At 62.2% G+C, this 25590-nt stretch carries 25 protein-coding genes; 16 read left to right on the top strand and 9 right to left on the bottom strand.

Features of this window, described 5'->3' with window-relative positions; all coding sequences use genetic code 11:
- Nucleotides 1–3 precede the first annotated feature (3 nt).
- From DCO57_RS21110 to DCO57_RS21125, 4 genes are all read left to right on the top strand, one after another.
- Nucleotides 4–495 carry a (2Fe-2S)-binding protein gene (locus DCO57_RS21110; RefSeq protein WP_116700901.1) on the top strand — a complete coding sequence of 164 codons (492 nt, stop codon included), beginning with the start codon at nt 4–6 and terminating at the stop codon, nt 493–495.
- Entirely contained in the window at nt 488–2875 is a 2388-nt protein-coding gene (locus DCO57_RS21115) for a xanthine dehydrogenase family protein molybdopterin-binding subunit (RefSeq protein ID WP_116700902.1), read from the top strand. Before DCO57_RS21110 ends, DCO57_RS21115 begins: the two co-directional genes overlap by 8 nt.
- A 10-nt stretch (nt 2876–2885) precedes the next feature.
- Nucleotides 2886–3692: a xanthine dehydrogenase family protein subunit M gene (locus DCO57_RS21120; protein ID WP_116700903.1), complete on the top strand. Its 807-nt coding sequence runs from the start codon at nt 2886–2888 to the stop codon at nt 3690–3692.
- Between the two features lie 144 nt (nt 3693–3836).
- A complete protein-coding gene (locus DCO57_RS21125; RefSeq protein WP_116700904.1) occupies nt 3837–5285 on the top strand; it encodes an amidase family protein in 1449 nt (482 codons plus the stop codon).
- Nucleotides 5286–5328: 43 nt separating this feature from the next.
- Here DCO57_RS21125 and DCO57_RS21130 read toward each other — a convergent pair whose 3' ends face one another.
- From DCO57_RS21130 to DCO57_RS21140, 3 genes are all read right to left on the bottom strand, one after another.
- Nucleotides 5329–6273 (bottom strand): LysR substrate-binding domain-containing protein, encoded by a 945-nt coding sequence (locus DCO57_RS21130; RefSeq protein WP_116700905.1) that lies wholly within the window; start codon nt 6271–6273, stop codon nt 5329–5331.
- A gap of 376 nt (nt 6274–6649) precedes the next feature.
- A complete protein-coding gene (locus tag DCO57_RS21135) occupies nt 6650–8299 on the bottom strand; it encodes a thiamine pyrophosphate-binding protein (protein WP_116700906.1) in 1650 nt (549 codons plus the stop codon).
- Between the two features lie 25 nt (nt 8300–8324).
- A complete protein-coding gene (locus DCO57_RS21140) occupies nt 8325–9068 on the bottom strand; it encodes a FadR/GntR family transcriptional regulator (RefSeq protein ID WP_165814801.1) in 744 nt (247 codons plus the stop codon).
- A gap of 99 nt (nt 9069–9167) precedes the next feature.
- On the opposite strand from DCO57_RS21140, the gene DCO57_RS21145 reads away from it, so the two are divergent.
- The 5 genes from DCO57_RS21145 (at nt 9168) to DCO57_RS21165 (ending at nt 13313) form a co-directional block, all read left to right on the top strand.
- Nucleotides 9168–10112 (top strand): NAD(P)-dependent oxidoreductase, encoded by a 945-nt coding sequence (locus tag DCO57_RS21145; protein ID WP_347876558.1) that lies wholly within the window; start codon nt 9168–9170, stop codon nt 10110–10112.
- A 71-nt stretch (nt 10113–10183) separates the two neighbouring features.
- The gene (locus DCO57_RS21150) at nt 10184–11155 is read left to right on the top strand and encodes a TRAP transporter substrate-binding protein (RefSeq protein WP_116700909.1); all 972 of its coding nucleotides are present in this window, start codon (nt 10184–10186) and stop codon (nt 11153–11155) included.
- 51 nt (nt 11156–11206) lie between these two features.
- Nucleotides 11207–12493 carry a TRAP transporter large permease gene (locus DCO57_RS21155; RefSeq protein WP_116700910.1) on the top strand — a complete coding sequence of 429 codons (1287 nt, stop codon included), beginning with the start codon at nt 11207–11209 and terminating at the stop codon, nt 12491–12493.
- Between the two features lie 2 nt (nt 12494–12495).
- A complete protein-coding gene (locus tag DCO57_RS21160; RefSeq protein ID WP_116700911.1) occupies nt 12496–12981 on the top strand; it encodes a TRAP transporter small permease in 486 nt (161 codons plus the stop codon).
- Nucleotides 12981–13313, top strand: a complete 333-nt coding sequence (locus DCO57_RS21165; protein ID WP_116700912.1) for an NIPSNAP family protein — start codon at nt 12981–12983, stop codon at nt 13311–13313. Before DCO57_RS21160 ends, DCO57_RS21165 begins: the two co-directional genes overlap by 1 nt.
- 92 nt (nt 13314–13405) lie before the next feature.
- Here the strand turns inward: DCO57_RS21165 and DCO57_RS21170 are convergent, their stop codons facing one another.
- From DCO57_RS21170 to DCO57_RS21195, 6 genes are all read right to left on the bottom strand, one after another.
- The gene (locus DCO57_RS21170) at nt 13406–13891 is read right to left on the bottom strand and encodes a heme-binding protein (protein WP_116700913.1); all 486 of its coding nucleotides are present in this window, start codon (nt 13889–13891) and stop codon (nt 13406–13408) included.
- 12 nt (nt 13892–13903) lie between these two features.
- Nucleotides 13904–15226: a TRAP transporter large permease gene (locus tag DCO57_RS21175; protein WP_116700914.1), complete on the bottom strand. Its 1323-nt coding sequence runs from the start codon at nt 15224–15226 to the stop codon at nt 13904–13906.
- Between the two features lie 3 nt (nt 15227–15229).
- Complete coding sequence (locus DCO57_RS21180) at nt 15230–15862, bottom strand: TRAP transporter small permease (protein WP_116700915.1); 633 nt, start codon at nt 15860–15862, stop codon at nt 15230–15232.
- 62 nt (nt 15863–15924) lie between these two features.
- Nucleotides 15925–16962 carry a TRAP transporter substrate-binding protein DctP gene (gene dctP, locus DCO57_RS21185; protein WP_116700916.1) on the bottom strand — a complete coding sequence of 346 codons (1038 nt, stop codon included), beginning with the start codon at nt 16960–16962 and terminating at the stop codon, nt 15925–15927.
- Nucleotides 16963–16995: 33 nt separating this feature from the next.
- On the bottom strand, nt 16996–18507 hold the full coding sequence (locus tag DCO57_RS21190; protein WP_116700917.1) for a malonyl-CoA synthase: 1512 nt from the start codon (nt 18505–18507) through the stop codon (nt 16996–16998).
- 58 nt (nt 18508–18565) lie between these two features.
- A complete protein-coding gene (locus tag DCO57_RS21195) occupies nt 18566–18952 on the bottom strand; it encodes a YciI family protein (protein ID WP_116700918.1) in 387 nt (128 codons plus the stop codon).
- Nucleotides 18953–19033: 81 nt separating this feature from the next.
- Here DCO57_RS21195 and DCO57_RS21200 point away from each other — a divergent pair, with 81 nt between their 5' ends.
- The 7 genes from DCO57_RS21200 (at nt 19034) to DCO57_RS23375 (ending at nt 25509) form a co-directional block, all read left to right on the top strand.
- Complete coding sequence (locus tag DCO57_RS21200; RefSeq protein ID WP_116700925.1) at nt 19034–19915, top strand: fumarylacetoacetate hydrolase family protein; 882 nt, start codon at nt 19034–19036, stop codon at nt 19913–19915.
- Nucleotides 19912–20562: a malonic semialdehyde reductase gene (locus tag DCO57_RS21205; RefSeq protein WP_116700919.1), complete on the top strand. Its 651-nt coding sequence runs from the start codon at nt 19912–19914 to the stop codon at nt 20560–20562. The genes DCO57_RS21200 and DCO57_RS21205 overlap by 4 nt, the downstream gene beginning before the upstream one ends.
- Before the next feature lie 98 nt (nt 20563–20660).
- On the top strand, nt 20661–21743 hold the full coding sequence (locus DCO57_RS21210) for a C4-dicarboxylate TRAP transporter substrate-binding protein (protein WP_116700926.1): 1083 nt from the start codon (nt 20661–20663) through the stop codon (nt 21741–21743).
- Between the two features lie 62 nt (nt 21744–21805).
- Entirely contained in the window at nt 21806–22300 is a 495-nt protein-coding gene (locus DCO57_RS21215) for a TRAP transporter small permease subunit (protein WP_116700920.1), read from the top strand.
- Complete coding sequence (locus DCO57_RS21220; protein ID WP_116700921.1) at nt 22297–23601, top strand: TRAP transporter large permease; 1305 nt, start codon at nt 22297–22299, stop codon at nt 23599–23601. Before DCO57_RS21215 ends, DCO57_RS21220 begins: the two co-directional genes overlap by 4 nt.
- An 11-nt stretch (nt 23602–23612) precedes the next feature.
- Nucleotides 23613–24479 carry a dioxygenase gene (locus DCO57_RS21225; protein WP_116700922.1) on the top strand — a complete coding sequence of 289 codons (867 nt, stop codon included), beginning with the start codon at nt 23613–23615 and terminating at the stop codon, nt 24477–24479.
- A 760-nt stretch (nt 24480–25239) separates the two neighbouring features.
- A complete protein-coding gene (locus tag DCO57_RS23375) occupies nt 25240–25509 on the top strand; it encodes a hypothetical protein (protein WP_133192725.1) in 270 nt (89 codons plus the stop codon).
- Nucleotides 25510–25590: the final 81 nt, after the last annotated feature.

Below are 25590 nucleotides of genomic sequence, written 5' to 3' on the forward strand. Positions count from 1 at the left end.
ACAATGACAATAACGTTTACCCTCAACGATAGGTCAGTCACCGTCGACGTGGAACCATCCACCCTGGTGTCCGAACTGTTGCGCGACACGCTCGAGCTGACGGGGACCCATGTGGGGTGCGACACCTCCCAGTGCGGCGCTTGCGTCATCCATCTGAACGGGGAATCGGTGAAAAGCTGCACGCTGCTCGCCGGCTCCGTCGACGGTCAGGAGCTGCGCACTGTCGAAGGCCTTGCCGGGGGAACGGACGACCTTCACCCGATGCAGGTCGCCTTCCGCGACAACCACGGTCTTCAGTGCGGCTTCTGCACCCCGGGAATGCTGATGAGTTCCATCGATCTTGTGAACCGGAACCCGGACCCTACCGAAGAGGAGGTTCGCGAGTGGCTGGAAGGAAACATCTGCCGCTGTACCGGTTACCAGAACATCGTCAAGTCCGTGATCGCCGGCGCACAGGCCCTGCGGGACGCAAGCCGAGGAGATGACCATGCCTGAAGTCGTTGGAGTCGGCGCGTCGCCGAAACGCAAGGAAGACCTGAGATTCGTCACCGGGCACGGGAACTATGTCGCGGACATCAAACGGCCGAACATGTCGTTCGGCGTGTTTCTCCGCTCCCCGCATGCCCATGCCCTTATCAGGTCGATCGATACGTCCGAAGCGCTCGAACAGCCGGGCGTGAAGGCGGTTTTCACCGGGGAAGACATGAAGGCGGACAACGTCGGCGGCTTGCCGGTGGGATGGGGGATTTCCGGCAAGGACGGCAATCCGATGAAGGAACCGCCGCATCCGCCGATCGCGCTGGGCAAGGTCCGCTACGTGGGGGATGCAGTCGCCTTTGTTGTTGCCGAGACCGTCGAACAGGCCGAAGCCGCTGCCGAACTGATCGAGGTCGACTACGAGACCTTGCCGCATGTGGTCGGCGCTGTCGAAGCCCTGCAGCCCGGAGCGCCGCAGATCTACGACGAGGTTCCCGGCAATCTGTGCTGTGACTGGGATCTCGGTGACTGCGCGGCTGTCGATGCGGCTTTCGAAACCGCCACCCATGTGACGAGCATTGATCTTGTCAATCAGCGTCTCGTCGGCAATCCCATGGAACCGCGCGCAGCCATTGGCGAATACGATGCCGCCAACGGCCAGCACACACTCTGGACAACGAGCCAGTTCCCGCATGTGGTCCGTCTGCTCATGGGCGAGATGGTTCTCGGCATTCCGCAGCACAAGTTGCGGGTGGTCGCGCCCGATGTGGGTGGAGGCTTCGGCGTCAAGCAGTTCCACTATGCCGAGGAAGCCGTGGTGACCTGGGCGGCCACCAAACTGGGCGGTGCGGTCAAATGGGTGTGCCAGCGGTCGGAAGGCTTCATTTCCGATGCCCACGGCCGCGATCACGTCACCCAGGCGGAACTGGCCCTCGACACCGACGGCAAGTTTCTGGCGATGCGGGTCCGCACATATGCCAACATGGGTGGCTACCTGTCCACCTTCGGTCCCAACATTCCGACGAATCTCTACGCGCCCCTGTTGTCCGGGGTTTACGTGATCCCTTCGATCTATTGCGAAGTGAAGGTGGTCTTCACCAATACGGTGCCGGTCGATGCCTATCGCGGTGCCGGCCGTCCGGAGGCCACGTTCGTGGTCGAGCGCCTGGTGGACACGGCGGCGCTCGAAATGGGGATCGACAAGTTCGAGATCCGCAAACGCAACATGATCCCGACGGAATCCTATCCCTACCAGACCCCGGTGCTGGTCGAATACGACAGCGGCGATCCGCTGGGATGCCTCGAACGGTCGATGGAGCTGGCCGATGTCGCCGGTTTCGCGGAACGTCGCAGCGCTTCGGAGGCAAACGGCAAGTATCGGGGCCTGGGGGTCTCGACCTATGTGGAAGCCTGCGGCCTTGCCCCGTCCCGTCTTGCCGGTCAGCTCGGCGCGCGCGGCGGCCTTTATGAAAGCGCCAATGTCCGGGTCCACCCCTCGGGCGCGGTCACCGTGCTGATCGGGACCCACAACCACGGCCAGGGTCACGAGACGACCTTTGCCCAGATCGTGTCGGAACGTCTCGGCGTGCCCTTCGAAAACATCGACATCGTTTTCGGAGACACCGACAAGGTCCAGTTCGGCATGGGAACCTATGGATCCCGGTCCCTGGTGGTCGGCGGTTCGGCCCTCAACAAGGCCAGCGACAAGATCATTCTGAAGGGCCGCAAGATTGCCGCTCACCAGTTCGAGGCGGCCCTTGAGGATGTCATCTTCGAGAAGGGAGAATTCTCGGTCTCCGGCACGGACAAGAAGAAAAGCTTCCCGGAAATCGCGGGTGCGGCCTACGTTCCCTTCGATTTTCCGCTGGAGACCCTCGAGCCGGGACTGGAGGAACAGGCATTCTACGATCCGGTCAATTTCACCTATCCGGGCGGCGCTCATATCTGTGAGGTCGAGATCGATCCCGACACCGGTGTCGTGCGGCTTGACCGCTACACCGCCGTTGATGATGTCGGCACCATCATCAATCCGATGATTGTCGAAGGCCAGCTGCAGGGCGGCATCGTCCAGGGGGTCGGCCAGGCGCTCTTCGAGCATGGTGTCTACGACGAACAGTCCGGACAGCTCCTGTCTGGATCCTTCATGGACTACTGCATGCCCCGGGCGGACAACTTTCCCGACTTCACCATCAAGCCCCATTCCACGACCTGCACGCATACGCCGATGGGGGTCAAGGGATGCGGCGAATGCGGCACCATCGGATCGCCGGCGGCCGTGATCAACGCGGTGGTCGATGCCCTGCGCCCGCTTGGCGTGAGTCATGTCGACATGCCGGCGTCTCCGAATCGCATCTGGAACATCATCAACAATTCCGGCGCCCGCGCGGCGGCAGAGTGAGGACCTCCCGATGAAAGCCTTCTCCTTACAGAAACCCGCGTCCGTTGCGGATGCCGTTGCGGCCCTGGGGTCAGCGGAAGATGTCCTGCCGCTTGCCGGAGGCATGACCCTCATTCCGACCCTGAAGCAACGCCTGTCCGAATGCGCCGCCCTCGTGGACCTGAGCGATGTGCCCGAACTCAGGGGGATCTCCCTTGAGGGAGATGTCCTGGTGATCGGTGCCATGACGCGTCACACCGAAGTGGCAAATTCGGATGTCGTGCGCAAGGCCATACCGAGCCTCGCCGCCCTGGCCTCCAGGATCGGCGACCAGCAGGTCCGAAATCGCGGCACGATCGGCGGTTCCGTCGCCAACAACGACCCTGCGGCGGACTATCCGGCTGCCGTCCTGGTGCTCAATGCGGAGATCGTGACCAATGTCCGCACGATCCCTGCGGACGCGTTTTTCATCGGCATGTTTGAAACCGCGCTGGAGCCCGGCGAAATCATCCTGCGGTTCCGTTTCCCTGTTCCGGACATGGCGGGCTATGCGAAATTCGCCAGCCCCGCCTCCCGCTATGCTTTGGCGGGTGTCTTCGTGGCCAGGACCGGCGACAGCGTGCGGGCCGTCGTCACCGGTGCCGCCTCGTCCGTCTTCCGCGCAACCGACGTGGAAAACGCACTGGCCCGGGATTTCCAGCCGGGCGCGCTCGACCGTATTTCCATCGATCCGTCGGAGTTCCTGTCCGACATTCACGCCGACAAGGATTACCGCGGCCACCTTGCCATCGTGATGGCGAAACGTGCCGTTCAGACCGCCCTTGCGCTGGCGGAATAGGGAGGAATGACAACGGCAATGCCTGATCTGATGACCCCCGCGACAGGCGTGCGGGACAGGGCTTCGGCCCGGTGTCGGCGCCTTTGCACCCCGAACATTTGATTTCCGGCTCCCAGCCCGGATCTACAGTTCCAAAGGTATAAAATGAAAACGGTTTCTACGAAGGCCGGTGCAGGCTCCGCACCGGGGGATCTCGCTCGTCTGTCCGCGACCGACATGCTTGAAGGGTATCGACGCGGGGTATTCGATCCTGTCGATGTCATCGATGACACGATCTCGGCCTTGGAGGCCGTCGACAGCAGTTGCAACATCATGGTTGCCGACCTGTTCGACACGGCCCGGTCCGCAGCCGAGAAATCCGCCAGGGCCTACCGGACCGGCGAGGCAGGTCCCATGGAAGGGGTGCCTGTCAGCATCAAGGATCTGGTCTTTGTCGCGGGGGCCCCTGCAAAGGGGGGCGCTCCCTCCCTGGCCGGTCATGTCGCGGGCGTGGATGCCCATGTGGTCAGCAAACTGAAGAATGCCGGGGCGATCCCGACATGCAAGACGACCACCTGTGAGTCCGGATACAAGCTGACCGCCGACAGTCCGGTGAGCGGCATTACCCGCAATCCGTGGAATCCCGAGCGGACGAGCGGTGGCTCGAGCGGCGGAGCGGCGGCCGGAGTTGCTGCCGGTGCCGGCCCGGTCGCCATCGGGACCGACGGCGTGGGCTCCATACGGGTTCCGTCCTCGTTTTGCGGCGTGTTCGGGTTGAAGCCGACATACGGCCTCGTTTCCCGGGCCCCGGGCTTCTTTCCCCCGTCCTGGGGAACTCTGGCCCACACGGGTCCCATCGCCCGTACGGTCGCGGATGCGGAACTGACCCTGAAAACCATTGCCGGCTACGACGTCCGCGATGCGGCTTCCCTCGATTGCTGGGCCCCCGGGCGGGAGACCGGCGGAAGCGGTCCGCTGCGGGTGGCTGTTTCTCCCGATTTCGGCTATGCGGCCGTTGATCCGGCCGTCGCGGCAGCATTCAAGGCGGCCGTCGACAAATTGCTGGCAGCGGACTTCCGGGCTGATGATACCGTCCTCGAACTCGATCCGGACATCCTTGCCAGGGTTCTCAAGCCAATCGCACTGACCGAGCAGGCGGCCTCGATCGGAGATCGGACCGACGCCGATTTCACGGACTCCGATGAGGACTTCCGCGACGTGATCGAGGCCGGCCGGCAATACAGCGGCGTTGACTACATGGCAGCCATGCATCGCCGGTCCAAATTGCGCGGACAATTCGTCGAGTTTTTCAAATCCGCCGACATCCTGCTGACGCCGACTGTTGCCGTTCCCGCGTTCCGGGCCGGGACACTCGGCGTCTCGGAAATCGACGGCAGGCCGGTGGACGGGCATCTCGGCTGGTCCCCCTTCACCTGGCCGATCAACCTCGTCGGACTCCCGGCAGCCTCTGTCCCCTGCGGATACACGCCCGACGGATTGCCTGTCGGTCTCCAGGTGATTGCAAGCTGGGGACAGGAGGCCCGGATTTTCCAGGTTGCCAGGGCATTGGAACGGCTGCTTCCCTGGGAGGCGTCCTGCCCGGTCCTTCGTTGACGCCGGCGGACTTCGGCAGACCTGAAGCTCCCGGGGTGTGAACTCAGAGGCCGTCAGCGATCCTGTCGGCCTTCTGGCCGGGGTCATCCCGGTGGTTCGCCCCGATTTCCGCAGACGGCGAGAGGGCGTTCCCGAGGCTCAGATAGTGGGCCAGATAGTCGTGCAGGGCGTTCGCGGCCGCCGACTTGGCACCGGGCGCCTTGTAGAGCAGGAGGTCGACTTTCGGCAGAGCGGGAAAATCCGTCCCCGTTCCGATTTCCCGCATTCCCGGCACCTTGGCACTGCGGCCAAGCACAGTCACCGCCATTCCGGAAAAGACGGCCGCCTGCAGACCTGCGACGCTCTCGCTGACGCAGGCGATCCTCCAGGGGTGGCGTACGCTTTCCAGGCAGTCGATGGCGTGATCCCTGTAGATGTTGCCCGGCGGCAGAAGGGCGAGCGGCACCGGTGTCTCGCCTTGCGCATTGGAATTCTCCCCGGTCAGCCAGACGAGCTGCTCCTGGCGGACGACCTGGCCACCGCTGAAGTCGTTCATTCTGGTCACGAGGGCGATATCAACCTCGCCGCGATGGACCAGCTGTACGAGGGGGGTCGACAGGGAACACTGGAGCTGCACCCGCACGCCCGGAAAGGATCTGCGGAACAGGGCCAGGATCGAAGGCAGCAGGAAAGATGCATAAAGATCAGGCGTTCCGAGTACGACTTGGCCTTCGATATCCGGCGCGGACAATCGCGACAACAACTCGTCATGCAACCTGAGGATGGATTTCGCATAGGACAGAACGAGAGTGCCGTCAGGGGTAAGTTTCATCCTGCGGCCATCGTTTACGAACAGGTCGCAGCCGCAAGTCTCGTTAAGTCGCTGCAGTTGCAAGGATATCGCGGGCTGCGTTCGCCCCAGTCTCCTGGCCGTCTCCGTAACACTGCCCGTTTCGGCAACGCTCTGCAGGGAGCGAAGCATGCGGATGTCGAGACTGAGGAGGTTCATTGCTTACACCAAATACTTGCGAGGATCCGTTGACCGGAAAGATCATTGAAATCTAAGCAATATTCACGCCACGCAGCGGCAGGCGGGTCGGTGTTCCGCTTGAAAGGGGAAGAGTGGGCAAAGCGAAATCTGCAGGCTTCACGCCCTGCAGGACGGGGGACCGGAGAGGGCGGCTTGCGGGAACCGAAGTTCCGTCCGGGACGGATTTTCCCGACAGGAAAGTACAAGGCCGCGGTGTTCAGGCTCCGGCAACCTGATTGGACAAAAGCCCCGCCATTTCACCGGCGAGGCTTTTTCGCGCGCGCGGCGCGGCATGGACATTTCGCGCGAGCGATCCGCAGGTTCCGGTCCGGATCGGATCGCCGGATACCGGTGTCTAAGCCGGAACCTCTTCAAGCTGCATCTTCGGTGAAAGCGCTTTCGGGTCCAGCTTGAGATGTATGATGCTCGGAACGCCGGCCGACCGGGCGCGCTCCAGCGCGGCGGGAAACTCCGCATCGCAGGAAACCGGAATGCCCAGACCGCCGTGACTTTCCGCAAGAGCGGCAAAGTCCGGATTCTTGAGGCTGGTTCCCGACGGGCGCAGCGGATAATGCCGCTGCTGGTGCATTCGGATGGTCCCGTACATGCCGTTGTCGCTGACAATCACGACGACATTCGCTCCTTGTTCGCACGCCGTGCCGAATTCCTGGCTCACCATCTGGAAACAGCCGTCGCCGGCAAGACAGATGACATCCCGCTCCGGGTGCTGGAGTTTTGCGGCGATCGCAGCGGGCAGGCCGTAGCCCATGGACCCGGACGTGGGCGCAAGCTGGGTGCGCCAGCCGCGATAGCGGTAATAGCGGTGCAGCCAGGCCGAATAATTGCCGGCCCCATTCGTCAGGATGGCCTCATCCGGCAAAACGTCGTTCAGATGCCCGATGACACGCTCCATCTTCAGCGCGCCGGGCGTTTCCTGCAGCTGCTGCCAGGTTTCATATTCGGAGCGGGCCTTCGCCCGGGCCGGCCGTCTCGGGGCGGGCGTCGCCGCGGCCGCGAGTTGGATACACGCCGGACCGGGCTGGGCGACGACCGCGAAGTCCGGACGGTAGACCCTGCCGATCTCGGAAGGGTCGGCGTGAATATGAATGAGACTTTGCCGCGGCACGGGGACATCCAGAAGCGTATATCCGGATGTTGTCATTTCGCCGAGGCGGGCCCCCAGGGACAGGATGACGTCGGCATCGCGGACGCGTTGCGCAAGGGCCGGATTGATCCCGATGCCGACATCGCCGACATAGTTCGGATGACGGTTGTCGAGATAGTCCTGACAGCGGAACGAGGCACCGACAGGCAGATCCAGGGCGCTTGCGAAGCTCGCCAGTGCTGTACAGGCTTCCGCGGACCAGCCGCCGCCACCGACGATCACCATCGGGTTTTCAGCGCCATTCAATCGCGAGAGGACTTCCCTGATGTCGTCGTCCGCGGCCTTGCCGGACGGCAGAACCGCTTCCGGAACAGCCTCTCCGGCGGCCGGACCGGAGAGCATGTCCTCGGGCAGGGCAAGGACGACGGGGCCGGGCCGGCCCGACCGGGCCACATGAAACGCATGGGACACATATTCGGGAATCCGGTCGGCCCGATCGATCTCCGCGACCCATTTGGCCAGCGGACCGAACATGGCCCGGTAATCGACTTCCTGAAAGGCTTCCCGGTCGCGCTGATCGCTGGCAACCTGGCCCACGAACAGGACCATCGGCGTCGAATCCTGAAACGCGATATGCACGCCCGCGCTGGCATTGGTGGCTCCGGGGCCCCGGGTCACGAAGGCGACGCCCGGCTTTCCGGTCAGTTTTCCGGTCGCCTCCGCCATCATGGCCGCGCCCCCCTCCTGCCGGGCCACGACAACGTCGATGGCCGAGTCATGGAGCCCGTCCAGAGCGGCCAGGAAGCTTTCTCCCGGAATGCAAAAAACGCGCTTTACGCCCTGGGCAACAAGGCAGGCTGTTAGAAGCGCGCCGCCATGGCGCGTTGCCGAATCTGTCATGGTTTCGTTTCCTGGCGGGTTCTGTTCAGACAAAGTCTTCGCGGGCGACCAGCCGTTCCGCGGCTCTTTCGAAGCGCGTCCGGGTGGCAAGACGGGCGGCTTCGGAATCCTTTGCCTGAAGGGCGTCCAGCACCGCGCGGTGTTCGCTCAGGATGGCCGGACCGAATTCCGTGGCCGCCGCATTCTTGAGAAACGCAGACCTGAGATTGTTCTGGATGTTGGATTCGATCATTGCGACCACATCCGCGTAGTAGGGGTTGCCGGACGCCTGGGTGATCGTGCGATAGAGCAGAAGTTCCAGATCGACGCGCTCTTCCAGGGCAGCCTCCGGACCGAGAGCGTCCGTCGCCGCCATGCGGGCATAGATGCTCTCGATTTCCGCCATCTGCTCGTCGCTGCGCGTGTTGGCGGCGATCGCCGAAGCGCCCGCCTGCACGCCGGTCCGCAATTGCAGAAGCTGGACGATCTGCTTGCGTTTCTCGAAACAGGCCGGGCTGATCCTGAAAGCGGATCGCTGGCTCGGGTCTGCAATAAAGGCGCCGACACCACGCCGGGATTCCACGACCCCGTTGTATCTCAGAAAGGAAATCGCCTCGCGGACAACCGTGCGGGCAACGCCGAAGCGTTGCGACAGTTCAGCCTCGGTCGGCAAGCGATCGCCCGGTTGCAGTTGTCCGGATTCAATGGCTTCGCTGATCGACACAGCCACTTCATCAGGCAATCTGCGTGGGCGGTCGATCCGGTCAAACAGGGTGGCTCGGTCACTCATCATGTTGCTCCAGCTGATCTCCGTTTCTCTTATTACAATTCGTTGCGGAGGCCAATGAAGATATCTAAACAGAAAACAGGTTGTCAGACAACTGATAATATGTTTTCGTATTTGAAGCAAAGGGACGAAAACATGACTGCAGAACGTATCGCACTGATTGGTTTGGGTGGCATGGGGCGGGGGCTCGCCAAGAACATGCTGCTGTCCGGCCTCGATGTAACCGTGGCCGATCTCAATGCCTCAGCTGTTGCCGTTGCCAGGGAGCAGGGCGCCAAGGTGGGCACAACACCGGCGCAGATGGCGGCCGAGGCCGACATTCTCGCCGTCTGCATCACCACCGCCGAGGCCGTGCGGGATCTGGCGCTCGGTCCCGACGGGGCCCTGGCGGCGATGAAGCCCGGGAGCATCTTTCTGGACCACACCACGGTGTCGGTCGAGCATGTGGATATCATGCGCGAGGCCTGCGAGGCCTGCGGTGTTCTTTACGCGGAAGCGCCGATGACACGCACCCCGATCCATGCGGACCGCGGAGAGGTCAACATCCTGTTCGGCGGCAGCGAGGACGTTCTGGAGCGCCTGCGGCCGGTCTTCGACACCTATGCGGAGAACATTTTCCACGTCGGGCCCGCTGGCCATGCGATCCGGTTGAAGCTGATTCACAACTATATCGCTTTCGCCAATGTCGCGGCTTTCTGCGAGGGCTTCGCGCTCGCGGCCAAGGAAGGCCTCGACATGACAAAGGTCATCGGAATCATTTCCGCCGCCGGCGGGAAGTCCGGAATGATGGATCTCTACGGCGAGATGACCCTGCGCCGCGATTTCACGCCGCACATGTCGCTGGCCAATGCCCAGAAAGACGTTCGCTACTACGCCGAATGGCTGGAATCCGCCGGATTGCCGGGTTTCATGGCGCAGTCCGTAAACCAGACCTACGCGCTGGCCGCCATCATGGGTCATGCCGATGAAGGCTGCACGGCCGTGATCAAGCCATATGAGGAATTCTCGGGGGTAGAAGCGAAACTGCCCTCTGAAAAAGAGACCTGAGGTCGGCTGGCACAGCGCCGGGAGACGCTGCCAGCAGTCGACAAATTCGCATCAAAAGGGAGGAACCACCGATGCTCAAGACCACTCTACTGGCTACCGTTGCCTGCGTTTCGCTTGCAACGTCGGCTTTTGCGCAGGATGTCACACTGCGCCTGGCGCATTTTGCCGCCGAATCCCATCCTGGCCACCTGGCGGCCGTTCAATTCGCCGAAAATGTCGGCGAACGGACCGAGGGGGCCATCGCGGTCGAACTCTATCCGGCAAACGAATTGGGCTCTCCGCCCGAGCAGCTTGAGCAGACGGTCCTCGGCGCGATCGAAATGAACCTGCCGACTCAGGGCGGACTCGACAAATACGAGAAGGCGTTCGGTACCGTCATGACGCCGTTTGCGTTTTCGTCATATGAGAACGCCCATGAAGTCCTCGACGGTCCCTTCACGGACTGGGCGGCGCCCAAGCTGGAAGACCAGGGATTGGTCATGCTGTCCAACTGGGAGTACGGCTTCCGCAACATCACCAATTCCGTTCGCCCGATCGAGTCGCCGGACGACCTGGTGGGACTGAAGTTGCGCACCCCGCCGGAGCTTCAGATTGTTGCCGCGCTCGAAGGTCTGGGCGCTGCCACGACCCAGATCGCCTTCACCGAGCTGCCCAACGCTCTGAACCAGGGCGTTGTCGACGGTCAGGAAAATCCGATCGGCGTGATCTATCACTACAATCTGAATGACTTTCAGGAACATCTGGCCCTGACGCGGCACGTGTACAACTCCATGGTCCATGTCATCAACAAGGATGTTTTCGACAGCCTTACGCCCGAACAGCAGACGATCCTGCGGGAGGAGAGCAAGGCGGCCGGGGAGATGATGCGCGCGGCCGTCATTGCCCAGGAAGAAAAGGAACTTGCCGAACTGGAGGCCAAGGGCATGAAAATAACGCGCCCGGACCTGTCGGGCTTCGCTGCGAAAATGGGACCGGCCCGCGAACGCGTTGCGGAGTACAGCGGAACCGAGAACATGCAGATGTTCCTCAGCTTCCTCGACTAATCCTTTTGGTTCGCCGCCTCTTCGTGCAGGCGGCGAACCTTGGAGCCATCCATGATTACTTTCCTGATACTGGCCGTGCTGGTCCTGCTGATCGCGCTTGGCCTGCCGATTGCCGTGGCTTTGGGCCTGACGGCGGTCGGATTCTACGTCCTTGAGGGCGATTTCCGCATTCTCGCCATGCTGCCGCAACGGATGTTTTCGGCAACAACGGGCTTCACGCTGCTGGCCATTCCCTTTTTCATTCTCGCCGGGAACCTGATGAACACCGGGGGAATCACCGAACGGATCTTCCGCTTCGCGGACGCCTGCGTGGGGCACCTGCGCGGCGGTCTCGGGCAGGTCAATGTTCTGGCGTCCCTGTTCTTTTCCGGCATGTCCGGTGCGGCGGTCGCGGATGCGGCCGGTCTTGGACAGATTGAACTCAAGGCCATGAACGACAAGGGATACGACCCGGAGTTTTCAGCCGCGATCACGGCGGCCTCCTCGACGATCGGACCGGTGTTTCCGCCGTCCATTCCATTCGTCCTCTATTCGTCGATCACCGGTGTTTCCGTTGCGAAGCTGTTTCTCGCCGGGGTCATTCCCGGTGTTCTCATGGCGCTGGCCCTGATGGGGGCCGTCTGGGTGGTTGCGCACAGGAGCAAAATGCCGAGATGCCCGCATATCGACTGGCGGGAGATCGGCCGCAGCTTCATGGATGCCGGCCTGTCGCTGCTGACGCCCGTGATCATCATTGCCGGCATTTTCGGCGGGCTGTTCACACCAACGGAAGCCGGTGTCACCGCCAGCGTCTATGCGATGGTCCTGTCCATGGTCGTTTACCGGGAGATCTCCTTTCGCGATCTGCCCCGCATTTTCTGGGAAACCTTGCAGCACACCATTCGGGTCATGTTCGTGATCGCGGCGGCCGGCTTCTTCGGCTGGTTGCTGATCCATCAGCGGATTCCCAACCAGCTCGTCGGCGGGCTGGTCGGTTTCTCCGACAATCCCGCAATCATCATGGCGATTGTCGTCGCCATACTGCTTGTCCTGGGCATGTTTCTCGAGGGCATCGCCGTCATCGTGCTGACCGTGCCGCTATTCGCGCCGGTAATGACCGAAATCGGCGTGGATCCGATACAGTTCGGGGTCATCATGGTCATGTGTTCGATGGTCGGTCTGCTCACGCCGCCTGTCGGCATGGTCCTTTTCGCCGTGTCGTCGATCTCCAACCTGGGCGTCGGCAGGCTTTCCAGAGCCCTGATGCCCTATCTCATAGGCCTGTGTGCGGTTCTGCTGGCGGTCGTTGCCCTGCCCGCCGTGTCCACGTGGCTTCCAAATCTGGTTCTGGGGAATTGACGATGCTGGCGGGGATAGACCGTTTCGCCGGGGCGGTATTGCGGGCCGTGCCGACCTTCTGTTTCGCGGCGCTTTTCATGTTGTTGTTCGTCAACGTGATCGCCCGCACGTTTCAGCTCGCCGGGTTTTCCTGGTTCGATGAGGTGGTCCAGGGTCTGTTCGCCTGGATGGTCTTCATCGGCACGGCTGCGCTCTGGCGGGAGAAGGACCATTTCAAGGTCGACTGGCTGCCGCAGGCGCTGCCGCCACGGGCTTCGCGGATCCTTCGCATCGTCACCTGTATCCTCGGCATCTGCTTCCTGATTGCCATGACCCGATACGGCGTGGACCTGACGCGCAAGGCCAGGGCGCTGACGCCCATTCTGGATCTGCCGACAGGGCTTTTCTACATCTCGATCCCGATTTCCGGGGCGGTAATGCTTGTCTATTCACTGGCCGATCTGGCCAGGCTCTTGTGCCGCCCCATTCATTCAAAGGAGACTACCTGATGATCTTCGATCACCGCACCTACACCTGCCGTCCGGGCACGATCAAAAAGCACATGAAACTCTACGAAGACCATGGCTGGGGCCCGCAATCCCGCCATCTGGGCCAGCCGATCCTGTATGGTGCCGTCGAGACCGGGGACGTCAACTCCTACGTCCATGTCTGGGTCTACAAGGATGCTGCCGACAGGGCGGCCAAACGGGCGGCGCTGGCCGCGGACCCCGAATGGCAGGCCTATCTGAAAATGAGTGCCGAGGCCGGAAATCTCGTCAGTCAGGTGAACACCATCCTGACGCCGGCGACCTTCTTCAAGGTTCCCGAAGGCCTGTCCTGACAACCCGTTCCTGACCGTAACCGGGACAGCCCCGGTTTTCGGTCAGGAACGCCTCTCCCCTTGAGGGCCCGTCAACACACGGGACCACAGTCCTAATGCCTGTCCGAAAGGGAGGACGCCTGCCAGTCCGGGTCATGGTCGGCCGGGAGCGGGGCAAGACCCGCATCCCGGATGGCAAGGATGGCGCAATATTCGTCTTTTTCCGAGGTGTCGCCACTGACGCCGACGGCGCCGATGGTCCGGCCCTCGCCGTCCTCGATCAGCACGCCGCCGGGGACCGGAATGAAACGTCCTTCCGAGGCGACGGAAAGGGCATTCTGAAAGGCCGGCCGGGCCGAAAGGTAGTCCCTGATCGTCCTGGATGGCAGGCCCATGCCCAGTGAACCCCAGGCCTTGCCGAAGGCGATGTCGAAACGCATGAGGCCGCTGCCGTCTTCCGATTTCATCGCCACCAGCCGGCCGCCGGAATCCAGAACCGCCACCGTGAGCGGTTTCATCTGTTCCCGGCGTCCCGTGGCGAGGACGGCCTCGACGATGGTCTCGGCGATGGTCAGGGAAAGACTTGAAGCCAGACGCATGGTTGGAATTCCTCAGTTGCGCATCAGATCGGGAAGCCAGGTCACGATCTCGGGAAATATCAGAAGGACGATGATCGTAATGACATCGGCGATGAAGAACAGCATGATTCCGCGGAAGACATCCGGCAGCGGGATGTCCGGACGCACGGCGCTGACGACGAAGCAGTTGAGACCGATCGGCGGTGTAACGAGACAGATTTCCGCCATCTTGACGACAATGATGCCGAACCAGATGGAATCGAAGCCGAGCGCCATCACGGCCGGGTAGACGACGGGCAGCGTCAGCAGCAGCATGCCGATGGCATCCATGAACATGCCGAGAACTGCATAGGCCAGCAGGATGCAGATCATGATCATCATCGGCGGTGCGTCGAGCGCCACAACCCAGGCGGTGAAGGCTTCGGCGACGCCGGAAAAGCCCAGGAAGCGCACGAAGATCGTCACCCCCCAGATGAGCGAGAAGATCATCACGGTGAGCTTGGCCGACTCCATCAGGCTTGCCGCGATCGGCCGCAGGCCCGCACCCCGGAACAGGGCCACTGCAAAGACGATCCCGGCTCCCAGGGCACCGGCTTCCGTCGGCGTTGCCCATCCCTGGTAAATGGCGGAGATGATCACCAACACCACCGCCATGATCGGCAGGAGAGGCGGCAGGGCGGCGAACCGTTCGCCCCAGGTGGCCCCGCCGACCGGTGGGGCGGCTTCCGGGCGCACCTTGGCCCACACGACGATGATCCCCGCATAGACCAAGGCCGAAACCAGTCCGGGCAGGAACCCGGCCAGCAGGAGGCGGCCGACGGATTCTTCCACGATGATGGCGTAGATGACGAGGATCGCGGACGGGGGAATAAGCGTTGCAAGCGTGCCGCCCGCCGCAACCACGCCGGCGGCAAGCCGCCGGTCGTAGCCGTAGCGCAGCATCTCCGGAATGGCGACGCGGGCAAATACGGCGGATGTGGCGGTCGAGGCGCCGGACACGGCGGCAAAACCTGCGGTCGCGAACACGGTCGCGACGGCCATGCCGCCGGGCAGCCATCCCAGCCACTTGCTGGCGGCATTGAACAGTTGCGAGGTCATGCCCGCATGGAAGGCCACGAAGCCGATGAAGATGAACATCGGCAGGACGCTCAGGGCATAGATTGACGACTTCGCGTGCGGCACGATGCCAACGATGCCGGCGGCGGGGCCCCAGCCGATGAGTTCGACCAGGCCGAGAAGACCGATGGCCGAGGCCGCGAAGACGACGCGCACTCCCAGGGCAACAAGCAGTACCAGAAGCCCGATACCTATCATCCCGACGAGGAGCGGGTGTTCAAATCCAAGTCCGATCAACATCTGTCAGTCTTTCCCGTCCTGGGAGGCCGCGAGCGCCTCTTCTGCTTCTTCGTGGGCGATGGCCGCCGCGTCCTTCATCAGCGTCACGCCCTCGGGGGTCCGGGACGGGTCGATGAACATGCGTATCGAACCGGCCAGCTGGATTGTCAGGCGCAGGAACCACAGGGAGAACGCCACCGGGACGATCAGCTTGGAGGGCCAGACCGGGAACTCGGCGTCGATCGTGGTGTCGCCGAGCTGATACGAGCGCCAGAAATGGGCGCCGCTGTACCAGATCAGCACCGCGATGATCCCCATGCCCACAAGCGCACCGGCGATCTCGGCCGCCCACAGGGGGCGGCCGCGCAGATGGGAAAGCAGGAGCTCCATGCGGATATGAGATCCCATGCGCTGGGTATAGGCGGCTCCCAGGAAAGCCATGCCGGCCATGGAGAGTTCGACCAGGTCCACATAGCCTGACAGAGGCGTCTGAAAGACGGTGCGCATGACGATCTGGGCGATTCCCAGACACATGAGAAGAAAGATGAACAGGGCGGCAATGAGATTCGTCGCATCCTCCACCGGCGACAGCCGGCGGTCGGCACATGCAACGGGACCGGTACCCTGCCTGTCAGCAGCCGGAAGTTTATCGAACATGGGTGGATTCCTGAAGACAAGAGCGGCGCCGCGGCCCGGCCGCGGCGCCTGAAGGCATGACGTTACCGGGCGCGGGCTTCCTCGGCGTAGCTCAGGAAGTCATCCAGGACCCCCTGGGCGTCGAAGCTGTCCTGATTGTCGGCAACCCATTTTTCCCAGACCGGCCGTCCGGCGATCTCCCGGAAGCGGGCCAGTTCCTCCTCGCTGTAGGTGATCTTCTGCAGGGTCTCTTCAAAGAGCTGCAGGTTGACTTCGTCCTCCGCGTCATAGGCGGCCTGCTGGGTGTCGAGCACGAGGTCCCGGTTGTCCATGAGAAGGGCCTGATAGGCCTCCGGCAGTGCCTCGAAAGCCGTCTTGTTCAGGACCCAGCCGCATTCCGACGTTCCGGGCGCCAGATTGGCGGTATACCAGTCGGCCTCCTCGTTGATCTTGAAGGCGACGTGGGCATAGGTGAAGGGGAAGGCGGCGGCGTCGACCGTTCCGTTCTGGAAAGCGGTAAGCGTCTCGGAAGCCGAGAGGGTCTGCTTGGTCGCCCCCAGTGCTTCCATGGCATCGCCCAGTCCGCCGCCTGCGCGTACCTGCAGCCCCTGCCAGTCCTCCAGTTTCTCCGGAGGCGTGCCCTTGCCCATCAGCTCGAACTGCTGAAGCAGGCCCGACACGTAGGGAATGGCGTTCCACTTTGCCATGTCGGCAACAATGGCGGGGTGTTCGAACATGCGCATGCGTGCATAACGCCCCACTTCCGGATCGCCGATCGGCAGGAACGGCAGGGAAAACACCATCCACGCCGGGTTCTTGCCGGGGTGATAGAAATTGCAGATGCCTGCGCCCTCGAAGGCATTGAGCTTGAGGCCGTCGAGGTTTTCGCGCGCCGGGCTGAGCTGTTCGGCGTAGAAAATCCGGATCTGGAACTTGCCGTCGGTCTCCTCCGCGACCTTTTCCGCCAGGGCCTCCATGCCGGATGTCAGTGCCCGCGAGTTGCCGTACATGGAAATCTTCCAGAAAACGGAAGGGCCGTCGACATTCGCAGCGATTGCGGCGCCGCATGTTGCCATCGTGGCCAACGATGCGACGGCCAGGGATTTCAGGGTCTGTTTCATAGGGTCTCCTCCCAGGTTTTCGAATTCGGCGGATCAGCCCGCCGGGGCGTTCGAGAATTGATCGCGCAGGACGTTTTTCTGCACTTTTCCCATCGTGTTGCGGGGCAGTTCCTCCACGAGGCGGATGTCCCGGGGATGCTTGAAGCGGGCCAGCTTCGGCCGGATCCGTTCCAGAAGCTCCGCCGGGTCGGGCCGGGCTCCCGGGGCGGGCACCACGGCCGCGATCACGGCCTCGCCGAAATCGGCGTCCGGGATCCCGACCACCGCGGATTCGCCGACGCCCGGCAGCGCATCCAGAAGCACCTCGATTTCCTTCGGATAGATGTTGTAGCCGCCGGAAATGATGAGGTCCTTCTGCCGGCCGACGATGGACAGGTAGCCGTCTGCGTCGATGCGGCCGAGATCGCCGGTGATGAAGAATCCGGAGTCCCGCAGTTCTTCCGCGGTCTTTTCCGGCATGCGCCAGTAACCCTTGAACACATTCGGGCCGCGCACCTCGATCATGCCGACGTCACCGTCGGGCAGTGGCCTTCCCGTTTCGGGGTCGGTGATGCGCAGATCGACGCCGGGCAGGGGAAAGCCGATGGTCCCCGCGCGCCGTTCGCCGGCATACGGGTTGGAGGCGTTCATGTTCGTTTCGGTCATGCCATAGCGTTCCAGGATGCGGTGGCCGGTCCGGCTTTCGAACCGCTCGTGGGTTTCCGCCAGAAGCGGCGCGCTGCCCGAAACGAAGAGCCGCATATGCGCCACCCGTTCGCGTGTGAAGCCGGGGTCGTCCAGCAGGCGGGTGTAGAAGGTGGGCACCCCCATCAGAACCGTTGCGCCGGGCAGGTCCATCAAAATGCGTTCCAGCTTGAACCCGGGGTGGAAAAGCATCCTTGCGCCCGAAATCGCCGTGACGTTGACGGCGACGAAAAGCCCGTGCGTGTGGAAGATCGGCAGGGCGTGCAGCAGGACGTCGTTCTCCGAAAACCGCCAAAGGTCGGCAAGCGTGCGGGCATTCGACAACAGATTGTCGTGACTGAGCATCGCGCCCTTGGACCGTCCGGTCGTTCCGGAGGTATACAGGATGGCCGCCAGGTCGTCGGGGCCGCAGACTACCGGCGTCTGGATGTCCTCTTCCTCGGCCGCATCCTCGGTGAGGCTGCCTCTGCCCCTGGAATCCAGCGTCAGGACCCGGCTGCCGCCAGGGACGACCATCGCGATTTCGGTGGCTTTCGCCGGGTCGCAGATGACGATGAACGGTTCGGCATCGCTCAGGAAATATTCCAGTTCGGCCGTGGTGTAGCCGGTGTTGAGAGGCAAAAGGACAAGGCCGCACCGCAGGCAGGCGGCATAGACCGCCAGCGCCTCCGGGCTTTTGGACACCTGCACGGCGACCCGGTCGCCTTTCTTCGCACCCAGCGTTGTGAAGAGATTCGCCATGCGCGCGGACAGGCCGAGAAAGGCGCGGTAGCTGAGCGCGGTGCCGTCGTCTGCCGTCAGGAAGGCGGCCGTGTTGCTGGCGTGCCGGCCAAAGAGCGGGTCGAAAAGATGGTTCGCCATCCGAATGTCCTTTGAGTGTCGTCCGGGCCGGTCTGCGGGAGCCGGCCCAGCCATCACGTCAGCTCACGGTGACCGATTGCGTCGACAGGCCGACATCCAGCGTCAGCCGCCCCTCGTTCCACAACCACCGGCGCAGGGAATAGCTCCGGGCGCCGGAGCTGTGCATGGGGTCGGCCTCGGCAAGACCGCGCGCCTCTTCCAGGGAGCTTGCCCGGTAGACGATAAGTCCGGCACCGGACAGGAGCTGCCCGGACTCGTCCGACAGCGGCCCGGCCTGAACGAGCCGGCCTTCGCCTTCCAGCCGGCGCTGGTATGCAAGATGGTCGGCCAGGACCGCTTCCGGGTTCGTGCCACCCTCCACCGGCAGGGACAGCACGACAAAAAGCTCGAGCGCGAGGGCACCGCGGGATTTCGCTTCTCGTCTGTATGTATCCCAGTCCACCATATCACCCTCCAAAATATCGATATTATTTGACATACGATAATTTTATCGGCAAAAGAAGAGAAAAATTGGGAAGGGATGCACATGAAATTTCTGGTCGCTGCTTCGAACGGTTCAAGTTCCGTCTTCAAGATCGTGGGAGACCGCGCGTTCAACCTGACGGAGGCCGTTCCCGGTGTCGGGCCGGACCTGTCCGCTCTTGTCGCCTCGGAAGAGCTTGTGCGGAAGGCGGAAGCCTTTGCGGGGGAAGGCGCCGGTGTGCCGGCCTCGGAACTCGTTCCGGCACTGCCCCTGGACGCGCCCGGCAAGATCCTGTGTCTCGGCCTGAACTACATTGAACACATCCGCGAGGGCGGTTACGAAATTCCCGACTATCCGGCCATGTTCATGCGCACGCGCCAGTCGATCATGGCGGCGGGCGAACCCATGATCCGCCCCATTTGCTCCGAAAAGCTGGACTATGAAGCCGAGCTGATGCTGATCGTCGGCAAGGGCGGCCGTCATATCCGCGAAGAGGACGCCCTGTCCCATGTCTTCGGTTACACCGTCTTCAACGACGGGTCGGTGCGGGATTTCCAGCGCAAGACCCATCAGTGGATGCCGGGAAAGAACTTCGACGGGACCGGGGCCATCGGCCCGGTGGTTGTCACGCCGGAGGACCTTCCCGAAGGGGCGCGGAACCTGAAGATCGAGTGCCGCGTCGGCTCCGAAGTGCTGCAGAGCTCGAACACCAGCAACATGATCTGGTCGGTGGCGCAAACCATCGTCATCATGTCCGAGTTCACGACGCTGGAGCCCGGCGACCTGATTGCGCTCGGCACGCCGCCGGGCGTCGGTCACGCCAGGAAACCCGATCCGCGCTGGCTTCGCCCGGGAGAGACCGTGGAGGTAGAGATCGAGGGGATCGGTGTCTGCAGGAGCCCCATCGTCGATGAGGCCGACCTGAAGGCGCAGGCGGCCCAATGACCGGGACGGACGACAGGCCTGCGGCTGCCCAGGCCGAGGTGCGCGCCCTGCGCGCGGCCAGGGCGTCGCTGGACGATGTGTCGATCGACCTGATCCTGCGCGAGGCGCGTTCGCACTACGCCTGGACCGACCGTCCGGTGCCGGATGCGCTCCTGCGCAAGATCTACGAGATCACCATCGCCGGCCCCACGAGCATGAACACCTGCCCTGCGCGGTTCGTCTTCGTGCGCGGGGCCGACGCCAAGAAGCGGCTGGCCAAGGCGCTGAAGGCCAAGAACATCGACAAGATGATGTCGGCGCCGGTCACGGCGATCATCGCCTATGACCCGCAGTTCTGGACGCATCTGCCGTTTCTCTTTCCGCATGAGGACCGGCGGCCCTTTTTCGAGGGCAAGCCGGAGCATTGCGAGACCACGGCGTTTCGCAATTCCACGCTGCAGGGAGCCTATTTCATGATCGCCGCGCGGGCCCTGGGGCTCGACGTGGGCGCCATGTCCGGATTTTCCAACGAGATCGTGGATGCCGAATTTTTCGCGGATACCGGCTGGAAGTCGAACTTTCTGTGTAACATCGGCTACGCTGACGAAAGCGCGCTGTTTCCGAAATTGCCGCGCTTCGCTTTCGAGGAGGTGTGTACCGTTCTGTAAGGGGGTGCCGTGGGAGTGGCGCCCGGGAGAATTCCGCGATGCAGACACATGTGTCCGCGCGCGGTGATGCGCATTGCGCAATCAAATGGGAGGAAGACATGAAACAGCTGTTGAAATGTGCCGCCGCAGGCATTGTCATGGCCCTGTGTTCGGCCGGGCAGGCTTCGGCGCAGGAAGTCATTGTCGCCAATGTCATTGACGGCTATCCGGCGCGCGCGATGTGGGTGCAGGAACTGACGAATTTCTTCATTCCGGAAGTCGACAAGCGTCTTGCCGAAACCGGCAACTACAAGATCGACTGGCACGAAAGCTATGGCGGAACCGTCGTCAAGCCGAAGGGTGTCCTTGAAGGGATCCAGCTGGGTCTCGGCGACATCGGCATTGTCACCACGATCTTCCACTCTTCCAAATTGCCCAGCCAGGCGATTTCGGCCGTCACGCCCTTCGTGTCGGCCGACGCCAGGGCGGTTGCCCGGGCCGTGGACGAAATCGCGCAGGAATACCCGGCAATGCGGGCTGAATTCGATGCGCAGAACCAGGTCTATCTGACCACCGGTGTCGTGCTCGATACCTATCAGCTCTATTCGCGCGAGAAGGTCGAAAAGCTGGCCGATCTGGAAGGCGCCAAGATCGCCGGCGCGGGCATGAACCTGCGTTATGTGGAAGGCATCGAGGGGGCGGCGGGTGTCCGCGGCGGCCTCACCGATTTCTACAACATGCTTCAGACCGGCCTTGTGGATCACGCCATGCTGTGGCCGGAGGCCGCCGCCACGTTCAAGATCGCCGAAGTCGCGCCCTACATGCTCGATGTCGATCTTGGTGCGGTGAACACCAAGACCCTGACCGTCAACAAGGACTATTGGGAAAAGCTTCCCGAAGAGGTCCGCACCGCGATCACGGAAGCGGCCGTCGCCTACCGGGACCATCTCGCCGATCTGGCGATGGAACGGGCTGCCGCAAGCCATGAGGCCTTTACGGCGGCCGGTGGCACGATCATCGAGTTGAGTGAGGACGAGCGCCGGGCATGGGTTGCCTCCATGCCGGATATCGCCGCCGAATGGGCCGCCGGTCTGGACGCGGAGGAGCAGCCGGGTTCGGAGATGCTGCGCGCCTATCTTGCAAAGCTTGAGCAGGCCGGCAGCGTGTCGATGCGGGACTGGACCGCGGGGCTCGGCAATTGAACCGACAGACTGAACGGATGCGGGGGAGGGAGTCCGGGTGGCTCCCTTCCCTCCACCGCGTCATGACGCGGACCGTAAACACGATCGCGCTCGGGGCGAATGCGGCGGGAACGCTCGTCGTCTTCCTGCTGGTGCTCGTCGTGAACTACGACATGCTTGCGCGCAGTCTCATCAACAAGCCGCTCCACGGCACCATAGAACTGGTGCAGTTCGCCATGGTCCTGATCGTCTTCATGCAGCTTCCGGACGTCATCCGCGCCGGCAAGCTCACCCGCTCCGACGGGTTTCTCCTGCTCATGGAACAGACCCGGCCCCGGATCGCCCTGCTCCTGAGGCGGCTTGAGGATCTGCTGTCCTTTGCCGTCATGGCGCTGATCGCGATTGCCTCCTTCCCGCTCTTTTTCGAAATGTGGGAAAGCCAGGACTATTTCGGAATTCCGGGTGTCTTCACGGCCCCCTGGTGGCCGATCAAGCTCACGGTACTGGCCAGCTCGATCCTGTGCGCGGTGATTTTCGCCCTCAAGACGCTTGCGCCCAAAAACAAAGAGGCCCCATGACGCCCATCGAGATCGGCGCCCTATCGGTCATAGCCATCGTGGTTCTGATCTATCTTGGCGTCTATATTCCCATTGCCCTGACAGCGGTCTCCTTCGTGTCGATCTGGCTGATGCGGGACAATTTCACCCTCGCGCTGAACCTCCTGAAGATCGCCATCGGCGAAAGCGCGATGGAATACACCTTTGCCACCGTGCCGCTGTTCACCTTCATGGGACTGGTGGTGTCGAAGGCGGGGCTGGGAACCGACATCTATGCGGTGATGAGTTCCGCGTTCAGATCCGTTCGCGGCGGGATCGGCATGGCGACGGTCGGCGCGAATGCAGCCTTCGCGGCCGTGACCGGCAGCTCGATCGCCTCCGCGTCGGTGTTCGCCCGTGTCGCCGTGCCCGAGATGCTGAAATACGACTACAGTCCGCGCTTTGCCGTGGGAGTGGTGGCCGGATCGTCGGTGCTCGGCATGATCATTCCGCCGTCGGCCATGCTGATCATCTATTCCTTCGTCGCGGAACAGTCGGTCGGCCAGATGTTCATCGCCGGTGTCATTCCGGGCCTGATGCTCGCGGTTGCCTATGTTGCGGCCATCTTCCTCATGGGCCGGTTCACCCCCGGGTTCGTCGGCGGCCGGCCGGCCGAGGACTACCAACCTTTGAGCTGGGCCGAGATCGTCCGGCTGACCCTGCCCATGGTCATCCTGATCGTGACCGTCATCGGCGGTATCTACCTGGGGTGGATGACACCGGTGGAAGCGGGCGCCGCCGGGGCATTGCTCGGGCTGGTCATCGCTGTTGTCCGCAGGTCCATGTCCTGGCGCGGCCTGTGGGAAACGCTGATCGAGACCGGACATATCACCGCCGCCATCCTGTTCCTGATCACCGCCGCGTCGATCTACAGCAGGATGTTGGGTCTCGCGGGTCTGCCGCACGAACTGGACCGCATTCTGACCGCGGGCGATTTCGGTTTTGTCACGGTCATGGCGCTTTATCTGGTCCTGATGCTGTTCCTGGGCACCATCCTCGACACCTCGTCGATCATCCTGATCGTGGTGCCGCTGTTCCTGCCCCTGATCGAGCCGATGGGCATGGACCTCGTCTGGTTCGGGATCATCACGGTGATCGGTGCGGAGATCGGTCTTCTCACCCCGCCGCTGGGCATATCGTGTTTCGTCATCAAGGCGACGCTCGACGATGACCGTATCACGCTGAAGGATGTCTTCCTCGGGGCCTTGCCCTTTGCCGGCGTCATGCTGGCCGTCCTGATCGTGCTGATCGCCTTTCCCTCTCTCACTCTCGTATTGCTGTAATAGGTGCCCCGATGAGAAACGTAACGCCTGAAAACATCAGTGAGGTCTTTGCCGGCTATTTCGGAAAAGACACCGATCCGCGCTTTCGCGAAGTGATGACCGCCTTTGCCCGGCATCTTCATGCATTTGTCCGCGAGGTGGAGCTGACCCATGACGAATGGCGCGCCGGTCTCGAGGCGCTGGAATGGGCCGGCCGGATCACCACGCCGGAACGCAATGAATTCGTCCTGCTGTCGGACGTGCTCGGCCTGTCCTCGCTGGTCGACATGATCAACTCCCATCCCGGTGCGACCAGCTCGAGCGTGCTCGGACCCTTCCATGTGTCCAACCCGCCGCCCATCGCCATCGGCGCGGACCTGAAGGGTGATTTCGAAGGCGAGGTGCTGCTGGTCCAGGGCCAGGTGCGCGATCTTGACGGCAAACCGGTTCCGGGTGCCACACTGGACATCTGGCAGACCGCGCCGAACGGGCTGTATTCCAGCCAGGACCCGGACCAGGACATCATGTCCTTCCACGGCCTGATGACCGCGGACGAAAGCGGCCGCTACGCCTTCACCACCGTGCGTCCGGTCAGCTACACGGTTCCCACCGACGGGCCTGTCGGCCAGATCCTGAATGCCGCCGGACGGCATCCCTGGCGCCCGTCGCATCTGCATTTCATCATCAAGGCCGAAGGCTTTCGCCCCCTCGTGACCGAGGTCTTTCCCGATGACGATCCCTATCTGGACGAGGATACGGTCTTCGGCGTGCGGGAGGATCTGGTCATGCACTACGAGTCCCGGCCGGCCGGAACCTTCCCGGATGGCTTTGTGCTTTCGGGCAAGGTCGAGGGACCATGGTCGAAGGTCGATTTCGACTTTACCCTGGTCGGGGCGTAACACATGCCCTGCCGCTCTTCCGGGCTGCGCTCGGCTTCGGACCCATGAATCGCCTGTACAGAACAGTTGAAGTCTGTTTCAAGCCCCTGAAATGGCCGGCATTGTCGCGAAGTGGCAAGGCGAGCCTGTCGGCGACGCCTGCGCGGTAGCCGACTCCTATATGCTGTCGGATGGTCCTCTTTTCGTTACGGTTCACGTCACCGGGGAGACTTGGTCCGCATATCCCATATGGCTTGACATAACAGGTCTGATGGATTCTGGTTTGTTTTGGCAAATCAATCCATTAGGTGGTCGAGATTTCGGTTCAATCAGCCGAAATGGCTGTTCCCCGCGATCCATGGGCTCAGATGCTTGCAACAATTGCAGGTCTGAAGGCAAAGGCTAACCGATATCGTCATCCGCCATCATCCTGATTGTGCTCATGGGACACGCAGAGGCATGGTGATGCCCGTAGTCCCGAAAAACGGCAATCTCTCAGCGCAGCGAAGTCAAGATCATGGAAAACGGATCACACATCGCGCCACGCTTCGGAGGGGGTGGTGAGTGGAGACACAGATGCCAAAGGCGAGGCCGGATGCGGCCTGTCCGGGGAGATATCGAGTGAAAGAAGTGCGCCCGCGTAAGCCGGGAGCACAGCAAGGAAATTCGGATACCGGCCCGGATTTCATCTCCCAGGTGAACTGAATATGAACAGCTAGTGCATCGTCAGTTCATGTCAGGGAATACATAGTGAAGTTATTCAAAACAAAGGAAAATAAATATGAGAATTTTGAGTTCAAAAGCCATCGTGGGCGCAGGCGCTATCATGCTGCTGTTTACGGGTACATCTTTTGCGACAAAGTGGGATGATTACAAGGCGGCGTGTAGTAGCAGCGGCGGTAGCCCTGGCGTCCATGCGGCTGGGTCGTTTGGTTGTCATATGGGTTCAATGGCTACACTGCCTAAAGGCTTTAAAGTTGAAGGTGGGTTGCAGAAAAAGACCATGAGTAAAGAAACTGTAGAAAAAGGCCCGGCATTAAAAAAACAATGAACTGAATTTCATCAGCCATCAGCATATTTGTGCTGATGGCTTTGGTTCATTTTTACAGACTTCTTTGAATCTGTTCGCCGT

Source organism: Labrenzia sp. 011, from assembly GCF_003075075.1.
Taxonomy (GTDB): domain Bacteria; phylum Pseudomonadota; class Alphaproteobacteria; order Rhizobiales; family Stappiaceae; genus Roseibium.